Annotated in this window: 16 protein-coding genes; 9 read left to right on the top strand and 7 right to left on the bottom strand. The window is 63.3% G+C overall.

Annotation, left to right across the window (positions count from 1 at the left end; genetic code table 11):
• Window positions 1-79 precede the first annotated feature (79 nt).
• Window positions 80-2518: a TonB-dependent siderophore receptor gene (locus AC07W7_RS17840; protein ID WP_197881458.1), complete on the top strand. Its 2439-nt coding sequence runs from the start codon at window positions 80-82 to the stop codon at window positions 2516-2518.
• 49 nt (window positions 2519-2567) lie between these two features.
• On the opposite strand, the gene AC07W7_RS17845 is transcribed toward AC07W7_RS17840, so the two are convergent.
• Entirely contained in the window at window positions 2568-3770 is a 1203-nt protein-coding gene (locus AC07W7_RS17845) for an MFS transporter (RefSeq protein WP_495039796.1), read from the bottom strand.
• A 143-nt stretch (window positions 3771-3913) separates the two neighbouring features.
• Here AC07W7_RS17845 and AC07W7_RS17850 point away from each other — a divergent pair, with 143 nt between their 5' ends.
• Window positions 3914-4498 carry a TetR/AcrR family transcriptional regulator gene (locus tag AC07W7_RS17850; RefSeq protein ID WP_076963955.1) on the top strand — a complete coding sequence of 195 codons (585 nt, stop codon included), beginning with the start codon at window positions 3914-3916 and terminating at the stop codon, window positions 4496-4498.
• A gap of 16 nt (window positions 4499-4514) precedes the next feature.
• Here the strand turns inward: AC07W7_RS17850 and AC07W7_RS17855 are convergent, their stop codons facing one another.
• The 4 genes from AC07W7_RS17855 to AC07W7_RS17870 form a co-directional block, all read right to left on the bottom strand.
• Window positions 4515-6035, bottom strand: coding sequence for an MDR family MFS transporter (locus tag AC07W7_RS17855; RefSeq protein ID WP_495039797.1), 1521 nt, complete (start codon window positions 6033-6035; stop codon window positions 4515-4517).
• Window positions 6025-7176 carry an HlyD family secretion protein gene (locus AC07W7_RS17860; RefSeq protein ID WP_495039798.1) on the bottom strand — a complete coding sequence of 384 codons (1152 nt, stop codon included), beginning with the start codon at window positions 7174-7176 and terminating at the stop codon, window positions 6025-6027. Before AC07W7_RS17860 ends, AC07W7_RS17855 begins: the two co-directional genes overlap by 11 nt.
• Window positions 7173-8651: an efflux transporter outer membrane subunit gene (locus AC07W7_RS17865; protein ID WP_495039799.1), complete on the bottom strand. Its 1479-nt coding sequence runs from the start codon at window positions 8649-8651 to the stop codon at window positions 7173-7175. Before AC07W7_RS17865 ends, AC07W7_RS17860 begins: the two co-directional genes overlap by 4 nt.
• Before the next feature lie 114 nt (window positions 8652-8765).
• Window positions 8766-9512 carry an AraC family transcriptional regulator gene (locus AC07W7_RS17870; protein WP_076963959.1) on the bottom strand — a complete coding sequence of 249 codons (747 nt, stop codon included), beginning with the start codon at window positions 9510-9512 and terminating at the stop codon, window positions 8766-8768.
• Between the two features lie 162 nt (window positions 9513-9674).
• Here AC07W7_RS17870 and AC07W7_RS17875 point away from each other — a divergent pair, with 162 nt between their 5' ends.
• Window positions 9675-11501, top strand: a complete 1827-nt coding sequence (locus AC07W7_RS17875; RefSeq protein ID WP_099170419.1) for a glycoside hydrolase family 15 protein — start codon at window positions 9675-9677, stop codon at window positions 11499-11501.
• A 132-nt stretch (window positions 11502-11633) separates the two neighbouring features.
• Window positions 11634-12566: an alpha/beta fold hydrolase gene (locus AC07W7_RS17880; RefSeq protein ID WP_495039800.1), complete on the top strand. Its 933-nt coding sequence runs from the start codon at window positions 11634-11636 to the stop codon at window positions 12564-12566.
• Here the strand turns inward: AC07W7_RS17880 and AC07W7_RS17885 are convergent.
• Window positions 12536-13504 (bottom strand): GlxA family transcriptional regulator, encoded by a 969-nt coding sequence (locus AC07W7_RS17885; protein ID WP_495039801.1) that lies wholly within the window; start codon window positions 13502-13504, stop codon window positions 12536-12538. The two genes, AC07W7_RS17880 and AC07W7_RS17885, sit on opposite strands and share 31 nt — an antisense overlap.
• Window positions 13505-13593: 89 nt before the next feature.
• Between AC07W7_RS17885 and inhA the strand changes: the two genes are divergently transcribed.
• A complete protein-coding gene (gene inhA, locus AC07W7_RS17890) occupies window positions 13594-14274 on the top strand; it encodes an isonitrile hydratase (protein ID WP_495039802.1) in 681 nt (226 codons plus the stop codon).
• 39 nt (window positions 14275-14313) lie between these two features.
• Here inhA and AC07W7_RS17895 read toward each other — a convergent pair whose 3' ends face one another.
• Window positions 14314-14943 carry a LysE family translocator gene (locus AC07W7_RS17895; RefSeq protein WP_495039803.1) on the bottom strand — a complete coding sequence of 210 codons (630 nt, stop codon included), beginning with the start codon at window positions 14941-14943 and terminating at the stop codon, window positions 14314-14316.
• A gap of 639 nt (window positions 14944-15582) precedes the next feature.
• Here AC07W7_RS17895 and AC07W7_RS17900 point away from each other — a divergent pair.
• The 4 genes from AC07W7_RS17900 to AC07W7_RS17915 are packed head-to-tail and all read left to right on the top strand — an operon-like array spanning window position 15583 to window position 20218.
• Window positions 15583-17022 carry an undecaprenyl-phosphate glucose phosphotransferase gene (locus AC07W7_RS17900; RefSeq protein ID WP_495039804.1) on the top strand — a complete coding sequence of 480 codons (1440 nt, stop codon included), beginning with the start codon at window positions 15583-15585 and terminating at the stop codon, window positions 17020-17022.
• Window positions 17022-18485, top strand: coding sequence for a mannose-1-phosphate guanylyltransferase/mannose-6-phosphate isomerase (locus AC07W7_RS17905; RefSeq protein ID WP_495039805.1), 1464 nt, complete (start codon window positions 17022-17024; stop codon window positions 18483-18485). Before AC07W7_RS17900 ends, AC07W7_RS17905 begins: the two co-directional genes overlap by 1 nt.
• The gene (locus AC07W7_RS17910) at window positions 18485-19396 is read left to right on the top strand and encodes a glycosyltransferase family 2 protein (protein WP_495039806.1); all 912 of its coding nucleotides are present in this window, start codon (window positions 18485-18487) and stop codon (window positions 19394-19396) included. The genes AC07W7_RS17905 and AC07W7_RS17910 overlap by 1 nt, the downstream gene beginning before the upstream one ends.
• A 6-nt stretch (window positions 19397-19402) precedes the next feature.
• Window positions 19403-20218, top strand: coding sequence for a polysaccharide biosynthesis/export family protein (locus tag AC07W7_RS17915; RefSeq protein WP_495039807.1), 816 nt, complete (start codon window positions 19403-19405; stop codon window positions 20216-20218).
• The last annotated feature ends 48 nt before the right edge of the window (window positions 20219-20266 follow it).

Genomic DNA, 20266 nt, shown 5'->3' on the forward strand with positions numbered 1-20266 from the left:
TCTGCCTCTTACAGACCAGGTAAAACAAATGACAAGGCCCGCTCTCCGACAACTCAACCCTTATGTCAAAGCCGTTGCGATGTCTCACGCCCTGAGCAAGCACTTCTCCCTCACCACCCTGAGCCTGGCCATGGCCATGGCGCTGCCTCTGGTGGCACATGCGCAGGAGCAGGCGGTGAACTTCAATATCCCGGAACAGCCACTGGCCAATGCCCTGCAAGCCTTCGGCCAGCAGTCGGGCGTGCAAGTGCTGTACAGCCCGAATGATATTCAGGGCTTACACAGCACACGCCTCAACGGTACGTTCAGTGCACAGGAGGGGCTGGCGAAGCTGTTGCAAGAGACCGGCGTCAATTACAGCTTCCAGGGCAATGCCGCGAGCATCAGCCGCAAATCCGGGGATGCCCTGGAACTGGCTGCAACCAGTGTCGTCGGGCAAGCCGGCCTGGGCGTCAACACTGAAAACACCCGTTCCTACACCACCGGCGCGGTGACCATCGGCAAGAGCGAACGCAGCCTCAAAGAGATTCCGCAAACCGTTACGGTGCTGACGGCCCAACGGATCAAGGATCAAAACATCACCACCCTCAACGACGTCTACGGCCTCGTGCCAGGGGTGGTCACCTACGGTGCCCTCAACGGCGACAACCAACCGTATGCCCGTGGCTTTGAGATCGACAATTTCCAGATCAATGGCATTCCGATCCCGGCCGGCACCAGCACCGGCATCACCTCGCTGAACTGGTCAGACCTGATCTCCTATGAGCGCGTGGAAGTCCTCAAGGGCTCGGCCGGACTGTTCCAGGGCGCCGGTTCCCCAGGCGGTGCGATCAACCTGGTGCGCAAGCGCGCCAGCGGCGACTTCAAGCTGAGCACCGTGACCCAGGCCGGGACGTGGGACAACTATCGCCAGGAAGTCGATGTTCAGGGTGCCCTCAACGAAGAAAAAACCCTGCGCGGTCGTCTGGCGACCTCCTACAACACGCGTAGTTATTTCTATGACGGTGGCAAGAGCAAACGGGCATCGACCTACGGCGTCCTGGAGTTCGACCTCAACCCGGATACCTTGCTCAGTGCCGGCTTCACTTATCAGAATGCCGATAACCGCTCGACCATGGACTGGGGCCTGCCGGGCTACAAGGACGGCTCGAAGATCGACTTCAAACGCTCGACCAACCTCAGTTCGCCATCGGACTATAACGACGTCGAGTCGACCCAGTATTTCTTCGAAGCCAAACATCAGCTCAATGAAGACTGGAAAGCCACCCTGGCCACCAACTACACCCGTTTCAACCTGGATGCCCTGTACAGCAACACCGGCGGCCAGATCGACCCGATCGACAATTCCGGGGCCTACAACTGGGCCGAGGGCCGTGGCGAAAACAACTACCAGTACAACACCGATCTGTTCGTCAACGGCAACTTCGACATGCTGGGCCGGCGCAGCGAAGTGATCCTGGGTGCCAACCTCTCCCACAGCAAACGGGTTGCCGCACGTTACGAAGTCACCGACTACAACAGGGCCTACGACTTCATCCCGGATATCCTGAATTTCACTCCCCCCAAATATGCGCGGACCAAAAAGTACCGCACCACCACCTCGACCCTCGACCAGCAAGGCCTGTACGGCTCCCTGCGGGTCAATGTGTTCGAGCCGCTGGACGTGATCGTCGGCGCGCGTGCCAGCTGGTTCGATTACAAGCAGGACCAGCTCGACGAAACGAACGGCCGGCACATCAAGAGCGACATGCAGACCAACGCCAAGGTGGTGCCGTTCTATGGCCTGGTCTATGCGCTGAACCCCAACTGGTCGACGTATGTCAGCTACGCGGAGATCTTCACCCCGCAACTCAACGTCGAAACCGTTGACGGCAGTGCCCTGACACCGCGCTCGGGGGATACCTACGAACTGGGCCTCAAGGGCGAGTTCTACGACGGTACGCTGAACACCAACTTCGCCATCTTCCGCACCACCTACACCGGGCTCGCCCAGCGCGATCCGAACCAGCCAACCACCTGCAATTGCTATGTGGCAGGCGGCAAAGTGCGCTCCCAAGGCTTTGAAGCCGAGATCACAGGCAGGGTCATGCCTGGCCTGGACCTGACCGCTGGCTACACCTACAACACCAGCGAGTACGTCAATAACCCGAACAACCCGGACCTGGAAGGCACCACATTCCAGACCTCCATGCCCGAACATATGCTGCGCACCTGGGCCAACTATCAGTTGCAAGGTGAGTACTCGAAGTGGCAGATCGGCGCAGGCAGCACCATCCAAAGTGGTGTTTATGGCCGCCATGTGGGGGGCAACGTCGGCAAAGGGATCAAGAATGAGACAGGTGGCTATGCCATCTACAACGCACGCATTGGCTACGACGTAAACAAGAACGTCAATCTGTCGGTCAATATCGAAAACATCTTTGACCGCACGTATTACTCCCAGACGGGCACCATCGAGAGCAACAGCTACTACGGCAACCCGCGCAACATGATGTTCACCATGCGCACCAACTTCTAAGCGCGCCCCCCGGGCAGGCACCTTGCCTGTCCGGGTTTCCCCTCATGCATCACCCCGTGCAGGGTTGACGGCCCATGCCCGGGCCCAAGCAGCGCGCGCCCAGCAGCGCCGACACCAGCACCACCGCCCCCGCCACCAGCGCCACCCAGAACCCGCTGGGTGCACCGAAGCGGTCGATCATCCAGCCAGTACTCGCCGCCCCCAGTGCCACGCCAATGCTCAGGCCGGTGATCAACCACGTCATGCCTTCGGTCAGGCGGCTGGCCGGCACGACTTTTTCCACCAGGGCCATGGACACAATCAGTGTGGGGGCGAAGAACAGCCCGGAAACGAAGATCGCCAGCGCCAGCCCGAGAATATCCCCCACCCACAGCAACGGCAGGGTGGTAAGGGCCGTGGCCAGGCCGCAGAACAGGAACTGGCGGTGCAATGGCATCGTCAAGCGCAGGGCTCCGAAGGCCAACCCGGCCAGGCACGAGCCAATGGCATACACCGACAGCACAATACTGGCGGCCGCCGGTTGGCCCTGATGCTCGGCAAACGCCACGCTGACCACATCCACCACGCCGACGATGGTGCCCATGGCCATTAACAGCAGCATCAGCACCAACACTTTGGGGGAGGCGATCAACCAGCGCCCCTGAGGGCCATGATGCGCATGGATCGCAGGCTCGGTCTGTTTTTGCAGGACGAAACTGGTCACGCCGACTGCCAGCAAGAGCGCCGCCGCCAGGGGCCCGGCTTCGGGAAACAGCAGCACGCACAACCCCACCGACAGCGGCGGGCCGAGGATAAAGCACACCTCGTCGAGCACCGATTCCAGGGCAAAGGCCGTTTGCAGCCGGGGCTGGCCACGGTAGATCGCGGTCCAGCGCGCCCGCACCATGGCCGACATATTGGGCATGCAACCGGCCAGGGCGGCAAAGATAAACAGGGTCCAGTCCGGTGCCTGCAAACGGGTGCACAGCAACAGCAACAGCAGCGCAGTACCACCGATCATGGCCGCCACCGGCAATACACGGCCCTGGCCGTAACGGTCTACCAGCCGTGAAACCTGCGGCGCGCAAAAGGCCGTGGCCAGGGCAAACGTCGCCGCCACCGCGCCCGCCAACCCATAGCCGCCGCGCAGCTGGGACAACATGGTGATCAAGCCGATACCGGTCATGGAAATCGGCATGCGGGCGAGCATGCCGGCCGATACAAAAGCCCTGGAACCTGGCGCCTGGAACAACTCGGCGTAGGGGTTTGCCATGGTGCGTGACCTCTTGCTGGGAACCCTGGAGCGTGCCATTCAATGCCATCCGGGGAAAAGATATACGCTGCGTATGTGACAAATAATGAGTAACATACGCAGCGTATGTCAACCACTCACCCGCCGATAGCGAGCGTTTTCCCATGAGCCGAGCCCGCGCCGAGATGATCGAACAAACCCGCGCCCGCCTGCTGGCCAGTGCCCGCCAGGCCTTTGCCAGCCAAGGCTTTGCCAATACCTCGATGGATGATTTCACCGCCCGCGCCGGCCTTACGCGTGGGGCGCTGTACCATCACTTTGGCGATAAAAAAGGGCTATTGGCTGCGGTGGTTGCGCAACTCGACAACGAAATGGACGAGCGTCTACAGCAGATCAGCGCCCAGGCCGCCAACCCCTGGAATGGTTTTTGCGAACGCTGTCGCGCCTATCTGCGCATGGCCCAGGACCCCGAGATCCAGCGCATCGTGCTGCAAGATGCACCGGCGGTACTTGGCGAAAATACCGCAGCCCAGCAGCAATGCATCCAATCATTGCGCGGGCTGCTGGAGGGGTTGATGCACGCCGGGTTGATTGAACAGGCTCCCAGCCTGGCGCTGGCCCGTTTGATCAATGGCAGCCTGGTGGATACGGCGCAATGGATTGCCCATGCCGAACGCCCGGATGAATGCCTGGAGCAAGCGCTGCAAGGGCTGGAGTTGCTGCTGCGGGGGTTGAAACCCCAGCGCTGACAGCCCGCGACAGCCATCAGGTGCGCCGAAGCAACAACGCCGCCACCGCACACAACGTCAACGCCACACACGCCAGGTAGAACGCATCGCTGTAAGCCATCAAGAAGGCCTGCTGCCGCACCCCCTGGTCGAGCAAGCCCAGCACTTGCTGCTGATCCGGCCATTGCTCCTGCAGCAGGCCGCCGCCCGGCAAGCGTTGCTGCAAGGCCGGTTCAAAGATGCTCAGCGACTCACCGATACGCGCCGAATGCACCTGCTCGCGCACCACCACCAGTTGCGCCAGCAAGGCCGTGCCCACCGCGCCGCCCAGGTTGCGCAACATCGAGAACACCGCCGAGGCCGAACCGGACTCGGCCTTGGCCAGCCCATGCACCGCCAGCACCGACAGCGCCACCATGATCAGCGGCTGGCCAATGCCCCGCACCACGATCGACGGGATGATCACGTTACTGGCGCTGTCTGCCGACAAATGCGCGCCCATCCAGCAGCCCAGGGCCATGATCGCGAAACCCGAGGCCACCAGGATCTTGGCGCTCAGCCACTTCATCAGGTGTGGCAGGAACGGTGCCAGCACCAGTTGCACCAGGCCATAGGCGATCAGGCTGAGGCCAATTTCGCTAGCGTTATAGCCCTGCATCTGTGACAGGTAGTTGGGCACTAGGAACACCAGGCCATAGGTGCTGGCGCCAAAGATAAACATCGCCAAGCTGGCCACGCCAAAGTTGTAGTGCGCCAGCAGCCGCAGGTTGATAAAGCGTTTGCCGCCCCACACTTGCCGGCCGACAAAAACCACCAGGCCCAGCGCCGCCGCCAGGCTCATCCACACAATAAAGGCCGAGCCGAACCAGTCCTTGCGCCCGCCCTCCTCCAGCACGATCTGCAAGGCCCCCAGCCCCAGCACCATGCAGGCGATGCCCAGCCAGTCGCCCTGGCGCAACAACCCCAGGTTCATCGGCTGGCGCTCGATGGACCAGGCCACGGCTGCCAACAGGGCAACGCCGGGGAACAGTTGCAGGTAGAAGATCCAGCGCCACGAATAGACATCGGTCAACCAGCCGCCCATGGACGGCCCCGCCGCCTGGGCCACACTGTTGGCCAGGCTGAACAGGGCCATGCCCAGGGGGATCTTGCTGGCGGGCAGTTCGGTGATGATCAACTGGAACGACAACGGGATCAGCACCGCCCCCGCCGCGCCCTGGATGACCCGGATGATGATCATCACCGGCAGGTTCGGCGCCATCGAACACGCCACCGAGGCCACCAGAAATACCCCGGAGCCCCACAGCATCACCCACCGCAACGAGAACACCTGCACCAGCCACGCCGTCAGCGGGATCATGATGATTTCGGCCACCAGGTAAGCCGTGGAAATCCACGAGCCCTCCTCGAACGTGGCCCCCAGGGCGCCTTCGATTTCCGGCAGCGCGGCGCTGGTGACATGCACGTTCATGCCGGCCATGAAGCACCCGAACAAGCCACCGATCACCGCGACCCAGGCGCGAAACGAGACGGTCGCGGGGCGCGCATCAACCACCATGGGCCCGGTCCTGCTGGCTGGCCGGACGGGTGTCCACCGTGGCAATCACCGACATCCCCGGCAAGATGGCGGGCGCATTGGCCTCGTCCTCGACCAGGCGGATTTTCACCGGGAAGCGCTGGACGATCTTGGTGAAATTGCCGGTGGCGTTGTCCGGCGGCAACAAGGCGAACACCGCGCCGGAACCGGGGGCGATACTTTCCACCTGGCCGCGCCAGCGCTGGCCGGCAAAACTGTCCACCGCAATATCCACCGATTGCCCCGGGGCCATGTGCTGCAACTGGGTTTCCTTGTAGTTGGCAATCACATAGGCCTGCTCCACCGGCACCACGGCCAGCAATGGCAGGCCTGGCATCACATATTGCTGGCGACGCACCTTGCGCTGGCCCACGACCCCGTCGAACGGCGCGCGGATCGCCGTGTCATTCAAGGCATTCTGGGCCAGGGCCAGGTTGGCCTGGGCCTCGCCCACCCGGGCCTGGGATTCGGCAATCCGCGCCTGGGCCTGTTGGCGGCGCGCCTGCAACACCTGGCACTGGGCCTGCTGCCGGGCCACTTGGGCACGGGCCTGGGTCACGGCGGCCAGGGCCTTGGCCTGGCCGGCGCTGGCAGTTTCCAGGCGCTCACGGGTAGCAATCTGCTGGTCCACCAGATCGCGGTAGCGCAGAAAGTCCAGGCGCGCGCGCTGGGCCTCGGCCTCGCTGCTATGCAAGGCCGCCTCGGCCTGGGCGATGCGTTGCTGCTGCTCATCGAGACGCGCATCGAGGGTATGCAGGCTCGACTGACGGGCCGTCGCCGCCGCCCGGGCCTGCTGCAACCGGGCCTGGGTGCTGCGCAACTGCTCGATAAAGTCGCGGTCATCCAGACGCACCAGGACATCCCCGGCCTTGACCGGCTGGTTGTCCTCCACCAGGACCTGGGCCACGTAGCCGGCAATACGCGGGCTGACCGCCACCCAATCGGCGCGTACATAGGCATCGTCGGTTTCTTCAAGGAAGCGCCCCACCTGCCACCAATACCCGGCAAACAACCCCACCCCCAACAACGTCACCAGTGATGCGCCCGTCAGCAGTACGCGGCGATGGCGCGCCATCAAGCCGGAGGTGGATGGCAGGGTCGCGGGTTCAACAGCCTGGTTCATGGCTTGGCTCCAAGGGCAGCAAGGGGTAAGGGTTGAGGTTGATCGTCGCGTTGCCAGCCGCCACCGAGCGCCTGGAACAGGTCGATCTGACGGTTGATCAAGCGCAGGTCGGCCCGGGCCAGGGTGGCCTGCAGGGTGACCAGGCTGCGCTCGCTGTCCAGCAGGTGCAGGGCATCGAGGGCACCGGCCCGATAACTGCGGGTGGCCAGCTCGAACGCCTGCTGGCGGTGGTCCAGCGCGGCTTGCAGAGCCTGGCGGCGCTGCTGTTCGGCCTGGTACAGCACCAGGGCTTGCTCGACCTGTTTCAAGGCGCTGAGGACCGTGCCGTCGAAACGCGCCTGGGCCTCCCGCGCCTGGGCCCGGCGTTGCCCCACTTGGGCCCGGGCCACGCCGCGCTGGGGAAAGCGCCAGGACAGCAACGGCCCCACGGAATACACCAGCGCCTCATTGTCCCCCAGCTTGCCCAGGCTGCTGGCGGAAGACGCCAGCGCGGCACCGAACGTCACCCGTGGATACAGTGCGGCGCGGGCGATGCCGATGGCCAGCGTGGCCGATTGCAGCTGGCGCTCGGCACGCCGGATATCGGCACGCCGCTGCACCAGCGCCCAGCCATCCCCCACGGGCAGCGGCGCCTGTAATTGCGGACGCTGGGCACAGGTTTGCCGGGCCACCGCCAACGGCGGCAGGCCACTGAGCACCGCCAGTTCATACAGCGCCGCCTGATGGCGGGCAGCCAACAGGGGCAGCGGCGCACGGGTTTCTTCCAGCAGGCCATTGAGGCGCGCCAGGTCCAGCGCTGTCGCCGCGCCGGCCTTCTGCAGCCGGCGAGTGACGTCGACACTGCGCTCCAGCACCTGCACCGAATGGCGCTGCACCTGGCGGCTGAACGCATAGACACAGGCCTGGCCGTAGGCCCGTGTGGTCTGCGCGGCCACCGTCACCCGCCATTCATCCTCCAGCGCCCGCGCCGCCTGCGCATCCGCGCGGGCGGCGGCCAGGCGGTAACGCATCTCACCCCACAGGTCCAGGGTGTAGCTCAGGGAGAACCCGGGGGCGTGGCTCCACTCGGCATCGGCCTGCTCCCCGCTGGCCTGGGCCAGGGTCTGGTCATCCCGGCTGCGGCCGTAGCCTACGCCGTAGGCCAGGCGGGTCGAGGGTTGGCGTTCGCCCTCAACCTGCTCCAGGCGCGCCAATAACGCGTCGACATGGGCGGCGGCGGCCTCAAGGTCTTGGTTGTGGCTCAAGGCCTGCTCGACCAACAGATCCAATTGCGGGTCACGGTAAAGCTGCCACCAGTGCGCGGGCAGCGCCTGGGTCGCCGGCCCGCTGGACAAAGGCGGCGTCGCCTGGGCTGTCAACTGCGCTGCTGGCTCGTCGGGCAGGCCACTGCATCCGGCCAGCGTGCCCAGCAGAAGCAGGGCCAGGGCTGCCGGGGATCGATTGCTAGTGGGGGGATGAACGACAAGGCTGGGCATCACAAAGCTCGCTGAAGAATGAGCTTTGCAGAGTAGGCACGCGCCCTGGCGGATTCGCCCGCGCCAAGGCCATGTATCGTCGCCAAATGGACAATTGGGTTACATGAAGCAACATCAGGCCCGGGGGCGGAAATGACTCGGCGGATAACCCAGCGAGCGCCGGAACATTGCGCTGAACGCACTCGGGCTCTGGTAACCATGTTCCAGCGCCACTTCCAGGATCGAGGCGCCCTGGGCCAGCAACTTCAGGCTCAAGGCCAGGCGTGCGCGTTTACGCCACTCGCCAAAGCTCATGCCCAGTTCCCGCTGGAAGATCCGGCTCAGGGTGCGCGCGCTCATATTCAGGGTGTCGGCCCAGGATTCCAGGCTGCTGTCATCGGCCGGGTTGCCGATAAACCGGGTACACAATTTGGCCAGCCGTGCTTCGCCGGGCACCGGCACATGCATGGCCACCACCGGCGCGGCCAGCAGCTCCATGCGGATCACCTCCACCATGGCCTGCAAGCGCGGGCTGTTGACTTCGCCGGCAATCAGCGTAGCCGCCACGATCAGCTCGCGCAGCAACGCCGAGACCTCGATCACCTGGCAGGTCCGGCCCAGGCTCGGCTCCACCTCGGGCAGCAGGAACAAGGTGCGCATATGCACCTCGCCGGCCATGCGGATCTCGTGGGGCGTGCCGGCAGGTACCCACAACGCATGCCCGGACGGCACCAGCCAACTGCCCTGGGCCGTGCTGACCACCATCACCCCGGAGACACCGTGAATCAATTGCGCCTGGGTATGACAATGGGGATGCACCACTTCATCGTTACGGTAATTGTCAGCATAAGCCTCAAGCCAAGGCCGGTGCGCAGTTGTCATGGGCAGCGTCTCACGTCGTTAAGCCGGAGATTCTAACCAAAAGCCCCATGGCGAAAACGATAGATATAGACAGCCATCGTCGCATTCCAGACAAGCCGCTGAACTTGTGCCGCACGCCGTCAGTCAGCTCAAGGGACTCCTGGAAGAAAAGTTGGGTGGACAATGCGCGATCTGAACAACGAACCTCAAAGTGCCATCGATGCCCACGGCATCATCGGCGACATGCGCAGTGCGGCGCTGATCAACGACCAGGGCAGCATCGACTTTTTCTGCTGGCCGGAATTCGACAGCCCGTCGATCTTCTGCTCGCTCCTGGACGCCCCCGCCGCCGGGATCTTCCAGCTCACCCCGGACCTGCCCGGGGCGCGCCGGGAACAGATCTACCTGCCGGACACCAACGTCCTGCAAACCCGCTGGCTGAGTGATGAGGCGGTGGTGGAAATCACCGACCTGCTGAGCATCAGCGATGACGTCGATGACCTGCCCCTGCTGATCCGCCGGGTGCGGGTGATCAGCGGCAAGGCCACCGTGCATATGCGCTGCGCGGTACGCCATGACTATGCCCGGGCCCCCACCCGGGCCACGGCGGATAACGCCGACGTGTGCTTTAAAGCCCCGGGCCTGCCCGGCCTGCGCCTGGCCAGCAGCCTGCCCGTGCAGATCGAGGACGATGCCGCCGTCGCCTGCTTTACCCTGGACCAGGACCAGGGCGCCGAATTTGTTCTCGGCGCCCTCGACGATGTACGCGTCGACAGCCGCGGCACCGACCTGTGCCTGCAGCGCACCCTGGCCTTCTGGCGGGGCTGGCTGGCCCAGTCCAACTACCGCGGGCGCTGGCGCGAAATGGTCAATCGCTCGGCCCTGGCCCTGAAACTGCTGACCTCGCGCAAACACGGCGCGATTCTCGCAGCGGCCACCTTCGGCCTGCCGGAAGCCCCCGGCGGCGAACGCAACTGGGACTACCGCTACACCTGGATCCGCGACGCCTCATTCACCGTCTACGCCTTTATGCGCCTGGGTTTTGTCCAGGAAGCCAATGACTACATGCGCTGGCTGCGCGGACGCGTCAGCGACTGCCAGGGGCGGCCGATGAAAATCAACATCCTGTATGGCATCGACGGCCGCCAACAGTTGCCGGAAACCGAGTTGCCTCACCTTCGCGGCCACGGCGGCGCGCAGCCGGTGCGCATTGGCAACGGGGCCGTTGACCAGGTGCAACTGGACATTTTTGGCGAACTGATGGACGCGGTGTACCTGGTCAACAAGTACGGCGAGGCCATCTCCCATGAGGGCTGGAAACACACCCGGGAAGTGGTGGACCAGGTGTGCGAGACCTGGAACCAGAAAGACGTCGGCATCTGGGAAATGCGCGGCGAACAGCATCACTTCCTGCACTCGCGGCTGATGTGCTGGGTGGCGCTCGACCGCGCCATCCGCCTGGCCTCCAAACGCTCATTGCCGGCGCCCTTCGCCCGCTGGGACCAGACCCGCCAGGCGATTTATGAAGACATCTGGAGCAACTTCTGGAACGAGGAACGCGGGCATTTCGTGCAGCATATCGGCAGCACGGCCCTGGATGGCTCGATGCTGTTGATGCCGCTGGTGCGCTTCGTCGCGGCCACCGACCCGCGCTGGTTGTCGACCCTGGAGGCGATCCAGAAAAGCCTGGTGCGCGACGGCATGGTGTACCGCTACCGCAATGACGACAGCCAGATCGACGGCTTGCAAGGCACCGAAGGTGCGTTTACCGCCTGTTCATTCTGGTATGTCGAATGCCTGGCGCGCGCGGGGCAAGTGGAAAAGGCCCATCTGGAGTTCGAGCAACTGTTGCGCTATGCCAACCCGCTGGGGTTATATGCCGAGGAATTCGACAGCCAGGCACGGCACCTGGGCAACACCCCGCAGGCCTTGAGCCATTTGGCGTTGATCAGCGCGGCGACGTTTCTGGATCGCAAGTTGAGTGGGCAGAAAAACGTGTGGCAGCCTTAAGAATCGAGCAGCGCAGCAAAACCCTTGTGGGAGCTGTCCCTCCTCTATTCAAGAACCCGCGCTGGGCCCGTGAACACATCGCGGTTTCGCGCTAAAGTCCAGGCTCACTGCTGTGACCCGAAAGGAGTCCCGATGAGCCCCTCGATCGCGCTGCTGTCTATCCGCACGCCCATGCTCGACATCGCCTACGAAGCCCATGGCCCGGCCGGGGGTGAGGTGGTGATCCTGCTGCATGGTTTTCCCTATGACCCCCGCAGCTACGATGCCATTGCGCCGGTGCTGGCCGAGGCTGGCTACCGCGTGCTGGTGCCTTACCTGCGCGGCTATGGCCCGACCCGTTTTGCCCACGCCCAGGTGCCGCGCTCCGGCCAACAGGCGGCGCTGGCCAAGGACCTGCTGGATTTCATGGACGCCCTGTCCATCGAGCAGGCCGCCCTCGCCGGGTATGACTGGGGTGGGCGCGCCGCGTGCATTGTCGCGGCGCTTTGGCCCGAGCGTGTGCGCTGCCTGGTCACGGGCGATGGCTACAACATTCAAGATATTGCCCAGTCCATCCAGCCACGCGCGCCGGTCACCGAGCATCGGTTGTGGTACCAGTTCTACTTCCACACCCAACGGGGCGTCGATGGCCTGACCGCTAACCGCCGCGAGTTGTGTGAGCTGTTGTGGTCACTCTGGTCGCCCTCCTGGGCCGAGGGGCCAAGCCTTTACCCGCAAACGGCACCCTCATTTGATAACCCGGATTTTGTCGAGGTGGTGATCCACTCCTATCGCCATCGCTTTATGTATGCCGAGGGTGATCCGGCGCTGGAAGGGATTGAACAGGCGCTGGTGCAGCCGCCGCCGATTGCGGTGCCAAGCATTTCGCTGTGCGGCGCCGACGACGGGGTCGGCCCGGCGCCCGAGGTGGATGACGACGTGGGCAATTTCAGCGGGTTTTATCGGCGCCGGGTACTCGCCGGGGTCGGCCACAATATTCCCCAGGAAGCACCGCAAGCCACGCTGGAAGCCCTGTTTGAATTGCTGGAACAGACTCAGGCCGGTGCCGAAAACCGCTCGCGGTAAAGCTGCGGGGTGATCGACAAGGCGCGGATAAAACTGCGGCGCATGGTTTCTTCGCTGCCAAAGCCACATTGCGCGGCGATGCGCTTGATTGCCACGGCGCTGTCGGCCAGTTGCCGGCGTGCGGTTTCCACGCGGAGCAGTTCCACCGCCCGTGCCGGGGTCTGGCCGGTGTCGGCGCGGTAGTGACGCACAAAGCTGCGCTCGCTCATGCCGCACGCAGCCGCCAGGGTCGGGATGCTCAAGTCCAGGTGCAGGTGTTCGGCCATCCAGGCGTGCAATTCGCTGAAACGGCTGCCGCCCTTTTGCAGGGACAGGGTAACGCTGAACTGCGCCTGCCCACCGGGGCGCTTGAGAAACACCACCAGGTGCCGCGCCACGTCCAGGGCCACTGCGCGGCCCAGGTCCTCTTCCACCAGGGCCAGGCACAAATCGATACCGGCCGTGACCCCCGCCGAGGTCCAGAGCGAGCCCTGCTGGATAAAAATCGGGTTGGCCTCGACCTGCAGCCTGGGGTATTTGCGCGCCAGTTCCTCGCAGCGCGTCCAGTGGGTGGCGACACGGCAGCCGTCCAACAGGCCACTGGCGGCCAGCAGGAAGGCGCCGGTGCACACCGAGGCCATGCGCCGCGACTGCGTGGCTTTCTGCCGCACCCACGCCACCAGTTGCGGGTCCTCGGCCGCCCCATACACGCCCCAGCCGCCGGCGATCACCAGGGTGTCGCAGGGCGTCTCGGCGCCAGGCAATGGCTCGGCCACCAGGGCCAGGCCAGCAGAGGTCATCACCGGCTCGGCCTGGGCGGCAATCACGTTGACCGCATAGGGCAGCGGCAAGCCTTGCTGGCGCGCCAGGTCGTTGGCCGAGGCAAACACTTGCAAGGGCCCGGTGACGTCGAGCACTTGCACATTGGCAAAGGCGAGCACATGGATGATTTTCGGCATGATTGGCGCGATTCGTGGGCTCAATGGCGTATACGCCAAAGCCTAGGCCACTAGAGTGAAGCCGTCCATCCCTTTCCTGGAGTTTGACCATGACCTTGCAGATCGGCTTTGTGTTGTTCCCCGGCATCCAGCAACTGGACCTCACCGGCCCTTACGACGTGCTGGCGTCCTTGCCGGATGTGGCGCTGCACCTGATCTGCAAAGACCTGGCGCCGATCACCTCCAGCAGCGGGTTGGTGCTGGCGCCGACCATCACCTACGACGACTGCCCGGCCCTGGATGTGATCTGCGTGCCGGGCGGCTCGGGGGTTGGGCCGTTGATGGAGGATGAGCCGACCCTGGACTTTCTGCGGGCGCAGTCCCGGACTGCAGGTTATGTGACGTCGGTGTGCACCGGCGCGCTGGTGCTGGGCGCGGCGGGCTTGCTGCGCGGGCGGCGGGCCACCACGCACTGGGCCTATCACGACATGCTGGCCACCCTTGGCGCGATCCCGGTCCAGGAACGTGTGGTGCGAGATGGCAATCTATTTACCGGCGGCGGCATCACGGCAGGGATCGACTTTGCCCTGACCCTGGCCGCCGAGTTGTACAGCGAAGCAGCGGCGCAGTTGGTGCAGTTGCAGCTGGAATATGCGCCGGCCCCGCCCTTCAATGCCGGCCAGCCGGACACCGCACCACGGTCTGTGCTGGACGAGGCCAATAAGCGCACGACTGAATCACGCAAGACCCGGGGCGAAATTACCGCGCGGGCGGCGGCGCGGCTGGGCTGAAGGCCGAACTATTTTCCCCTGTGGGAGCGGGCTTGTCGTCTACAAGGTACGTGGCATCAACGCCAGGCGCACGGCCAGCACCGTCAACACCGTAGCCAGGCCCCACTTCTGCAAGCCGGCGGTCCTGGCACTGCCGGCAAAATACCGGCTGATCGCCCCGCCAAAAATCCCCAGCACCGCGTGAAACACCCCGGCAATCAAGGTCAGGACCAGGCCCAGTTGCACCAATTGCAAGGCAATGGGACCGGCCTCGGGCTTGACGAACTGCGGCAGGAATACCATGAAAAACAGCAGCGCCTTGGGGTTGAGCAGGCTGTTGAGCATGGCGCGCATAAACACCCCGCCCAGACGGACCCGCTCAACCTGGGCGGTGTCCAGGGATGGCTTTTTCTGCAGGGTCTTGAACGCCAGCCACAGCAGGTAGACCACGCCGGCATAACGGATCAGGTCAAAGGCCGGCGGCCAACTGGCCACCAGGGCCGTGACGCCGGTGGCGGTCAATGCGGTCAACAGCAGGTCCGCCACCCCGATCCCCAGGCCGGCCGCCACCCCGCCACGCCAGCCATAGCTCACCCCATGACTGATGACAAAGGCCATGTTCGGTCCGGGTGACAATAGCAACAGCAGCACGGAACCAGAGAAAACCGCCAGGGTTGCGAGATCGATCATGCTCAACTCATCCGCCAGGGAAAACCGTAGATTAGTCCTACCCCAGCCACGGATACCAGCCTATACGCACGCCGCCGGGCAGTGGTCAGCCAGCAGAACCGGGGTTCATACATGGACATCGCCAACACAGCCGCAACCTGCAAGACACCCAATACGCCGCCAGCGAAGGCACCGCGTCCTGGGGTAACTTCTATGGTGAGCCGCGTAATTTCACGGTGAGCCTCAAGGGCGACTTCTGATCCCCCCCTGTAGGGGCCGGTTTGCTGGCTCCTTCCCCCGTCAAGAAAGGGCTTCCTGCCCGTCAGGGTGATTCCCGCCTTTATTCCTACACCCCAAAAAGCCATTACTCATTCTCGATAAATCTGAGAAAACCGACAAAGAATGTCAACAAACCGTCACCACAAGAGTATCTTATGAAACTCGATGGCACCGACCTTTAAATAAAGTCAAAACCTTGACGACATATTCGAAGGAAGCCATCATTTAGACATTACTTAGCAAATACCTGCACCCAGACAGGTAATTGCCCGTGACCCAGCGAAAGCAGTCGTTCGCCTTGCGCCACTTATAAAGCAGAACTGCCTTATGGATGAGCAAATAGAACAGGGAAGTCCTGGTGGTTGTATTGAGGGATGATTTATGCGTGAGAAGTCGTCAGTCGACAGTCTGTTTCTGACTCGTACCGGTTTTGTTGAATTCTTTGTGGTTTTCGTCAAATTACTCCACGGCCTGACAGCGGTCCTGCCGGCAATGATCCTGTTGTTCTACCCGGATCCGGTCGACCCGCAAATGCGTAACCACTACCTCGGCCTGCTGCTGTTTTTTGCGATCCTGACCATCATTCTGTTCCAGGCCCTGGGGGTGTACTCCGAGGATCTGTTCAGCAATCGCCTGCGTTTTCGCGTGATGTTGGTCGCGTGGATCTCGGCGTTTTGCATCCTGTTGTTCATGTACCAGATCCTGCTGCTGTTCCCGCAGTTGAGCCCGCGCAACCTGATGTTCTGGTTTTCCCTGAGCCTGGTGCTGTTTGGCGTGGAACGCATCCTGATGCTGCGCCTGTACCGCAACCTGATGAAGAACGGCAAGTTCCTGCAGCGCACGGTGATCCTCGGCTTTACCGACACCGCCCTCCATGTGGCCGAACACCTGTCGCGCAACAGTGATATCCGCTCCGGCCTGATCGGTTTTATCGACGACCGCACCGAACGCATTCCCAAGGAATTGAGCAGCCTGCCGTTGCTGGGCAATACCCGCGACCTGGAAAAGCTGATCCGCTCCGAGCAGGTCAACCAGGTGATGATCACCCTGCCCTGGGCTGCCGAACAGCGCGTCAACGGGCTGGTCAAGCGCCTGCGGCAGATGTCGGTCAACGTCATGCTGGTGCCGGACATGGCCGCCCTGCGCTATGGCCATAACCGCATCACCGATGTCGGCGGCATCCTGATGTTCAACACATCGCAATTGCCGCTGCGCGGCTGGTCGCCCTTTATCAAGCGCTGCGAAGACTTGTTGCTGGCCAGCGTCAGCCTGCTGCTGTTTTCACCGATCATGCTGGTGACCGCCCTGGCCATCAAACTCGACTCCAAGGGCCCGGTGCTGTTTCGCCAGAAGCGCTATGGCTACAACGACAACCTGATCCGGGTGTTCAAGTTCCGTTCGATGTACGTGGAGCAGACCGACTTCAATGCCGAGAGCCAGACCACCCGCCGCGACCCGCGCATCACCCGCGTCGGGCGCGTCATCCGCAAGACCAGCATCGACGAGCTGCCGCAGTTGTTCAACGTGCTGCTGGGCAATATGTCGATGGTCGGTCCGCGCCCTCATGCCACCGCCACCAAGGCCGCCGGGATTCCGTTCGAGGAAGCGGTCAGCGAATACAGCTCGCGGCACCGGGTCAAGCCGGGCATCACCGGCTGGGCGCAGATCAATGGCTACCGCGGTGAAACCGACACCCTGTTCAAGATCCAGAAACGGGTCGAATACGACCTGGAATACATCGCCAAATGGTCGGTGTGGTTTGACCTGTACATCGTTTTCTTGACGATCCCGGCCGTCCTTTCTACCAAGGAAGTCTATTGATGAACCCCCTCAACGGATTGATTCCCTGCATTATTTCCGGTGGCTCGGGCACGCGGCTGTGGCCGGTTTCGCGGCAGAACATGCCCAAGCCGTTCATGCGCATGCGCGACGACCAGAGCCTGTTGCAGAAAACCTTTCTGCGCGCCAGCCACCTGCCAGGTGTCGACAGCGTATTGACGGTGACCAACCGCGACCTGCTGTTCCGCACCCTCGACGATTACCGCGCGGTCAACACCGCCCAATTGGGCCTGGATCTGCTGCTCGAACCGTTCGGCCGCAACACCGCCGCCGCCATCGCGGTCGCCGCCCTGCACGTGCAGGAGTTTTTCGGTGGTGACGCGCAGTTGCTGGTGATGCCGGCCGACCACCTGATCCTCGATGAAAGTGCCTTCGCCAAGGCCGTGGCCCAGGCCCGCGCCTTGGCCGACGCCGGCTACCTGGTGACCTTCGGCATCCAGCCCGACCGCCCCGAGACCGGCTTTGGCTATATCGAACAAGGCCCGGCCCTGGCCCAGGGCTTTAGTGTCCAGCGTTTCGTGGAAAAACCCGACCTGGCCACCGCCCAAGCCTACCTGGACGGCGGCAAGCACCTGTGGAATGCCGGGATGTTCTGCTTCAAGGCCGCCACCGTGCTCGAAGAGCTGGCGACCCACGCCCCGGCCGTGCTGGACGCGGCCAGGGCGGCGCTGGAACACAGCACCAGCCTGCAGAACAGCAGCAGCCGCCAGCGCGAGCTGAACCCGCAAGGCTTTGGCAGCGCGCCGGACATCGCCATTGATGTGGCCCTGATGGAGAAATCCACCCAGGTCGCCGTGGTGCCCTGTGATATCGGCTGGAGCGATATCGGCTCCTGGGAAGCCCTGCGCCAGTTGACCCCCAGTGACGGCAACGGCAACCAGATCAATGGCGAAGCGATCTTGCACGATGTGCACAACTGCTATATCGATTCGCCCAAGCGCGTGCTGGGCGCGGTCGGGGTGCGCGACCTGATTATCGTCGACACCCCCGACGCGCTCCTGATCGCCGACGCCAACCGCAGCCAGGATGTGCGCCATATCGTTGCCGAGCTCAAGCGCCAGAACCATCCGGCCTTCAGCCTGCACCGCACCGTCACCCGGCCCTGGGGCACCTACACCGTGCTGGAGGAAAGCACCCGCTTCAAGATCAAGCGCATCGTGGTCAAGCCCAAGGCCTCGCTGTCGTTGCAAATGCACCACCACCGCAGCGAACACTGGGTGGTGGTCAGCGGCGCAGCCATGATTACCAATGGCGAGCGCGAGATCCTGCTCAACATGAACGAGTCCACTTATATTCCCGCCGGGCACAAACACCGCCTGACCAACCCCGGCATCATCGACCTGGTGATGATCGAGGTGCAGAGCGGCGAATACCTGGGCGAAGACGACATCGTGCGCTTCGACGACATCTACGGCCGTGCGCCCGCCAGCGAGCCCAAGCCCTGATGCGTACGTCCCTGATCATCCCGACCCGCAACGCCGCCGGCCACCTCGACCGGCTGCTGCCGGCGCTGCGCATGCAGACCCTGCAACCCGACGAAATGCTGGTCGTGGACAGCGCCTCGAGCGATGACACGGTGGCGCGCTTTCGCGCGTTTGGCGCGCGTGTCGAAGTGATCGCCGCGCGCGACTTCAACCACGGCGGCACCCGGCGCTGGGCCAGCGAGCAGGTGGGCGGCGACGCGCTGATCGTGATGACCCAGGACGCGATCCCGGCCGAGCCCGAGACCTTCGCCAAGCTGCTCGCCGAGCTGCAACAGGACCCGCTCAACGGCGTCGCCTATGGCCGGCAACTGCCGCACCCCGGCGCGGGCGTGCTGGGCGCGCAGTCGCGGCACTTCAACTACCCGGCCCACAGCCGCAGCAAAAGCCTGGCCGATGCGCCGCAACTGGGGATCAAGACCTGCTTTAGCTCCGACTCGTTTTCCGTGTACCGGCGCAGCGCCCTGCAAGCGGTGGGCGGCTTCCCGGCCGATGTGATCGGCAGCGAGGACGCCTACGTCGCCGCGCGCCTGTTGCTGGCGGGCTGGAAGGTGCAGTACGCCGCCAGCGCCCAGGTCTACCACTCCCACGATTACCGACTCATGGATGAGTTTCACCGCTACTTCGACATTGGTGTGTTCTATGGCCGCGAGCCGTGGATCCGCCAGGCCTTCGGCGATGCCGGCGGTGAAGGTAAACGCTATGTACTGGCCGAATTGCGAGCCTTGCGCGAGGCCAACGCCTTGCACCGCGCCCCCGAAGTGGTGGTGCGTAGTGCCTTTAAATGGCTGGGCTATCGCCTCGGCCACCTTGAACGCTACCTGCCTAAATCGCTCAAGCAGCGCCTGGGCATGTTTTCCACCTACTGGACTTGAGCCGTCATGAAGACTACCAACCGACGTTCCCGTCTTACCTTGTTCAGCCTGTTGAGTGCCTCGATCTGGCTGGCGGGTTGTTCGACCCCTGCGCGGGTGCCGCTTCCTGATAACAACACGCTCAAGGCCGGCCACCAGGCGGCGCTGTCCCTGGCCGACCTGCCGCCCCCGCAGGTGCTGATCCAGAGCGGCGACTTGCTGCGCATCGTGCGCGATGCCCAGGAGCCGGCGGCGACCGACGACATGAGCGTGTTCGTCGTGCGCCCCGACGGCGTGATCTCTATTCCCAACATCGGTCGGGTCAAGGCGGCCTTGCGCACCCCGGAAGACCTGGGCAAGGAAATCACCGACAAGTACAAGCGCATCTACCGTGAACCGGCGGTGACCGTGAACATCGCCAGCGCCCCGAGCAACAAGGTGTTTATCGGCGGTGCGGTGCCTAGCCCGGCGTTTTTCGACCTGGCGGGTAATGTCAGTGTGGAGCAGGCGTTGCTCAGTTCAGGGGGGGTGTTGCCGTCGGCGGACAGCTCCAACATTGCGCTACTCCGTACCGGTCCCAACGGCAAATACAATATGTACTTCATCAACTTGGAGAGCATGTTGACTAACCCGAATCACCCACGAGTCGCCTTGCAACGTGGCGATTTGATTTACGTACCGCAGTCAACGATTGGTGCCACGGTGGAAGCGGTGGACATGTACTTCACCAAGTTGTTTCCGGTTAGCAAAGGGGTTGGCCTGGGCTTGAACTATCAGCTCAACGACACGGGTGTAAAAAACAGCGGCAATACATGTGGGAATGGTGCGGTATGCAGTTTTTAGCGCTTATCCAAACGCACCCTAAATCTCTAATGAGTTTTCACATTCCCC

It is taken from the genome of Pseudomonas sp. GW821-FHT01D09 (genome assembly GCF_059422465.1).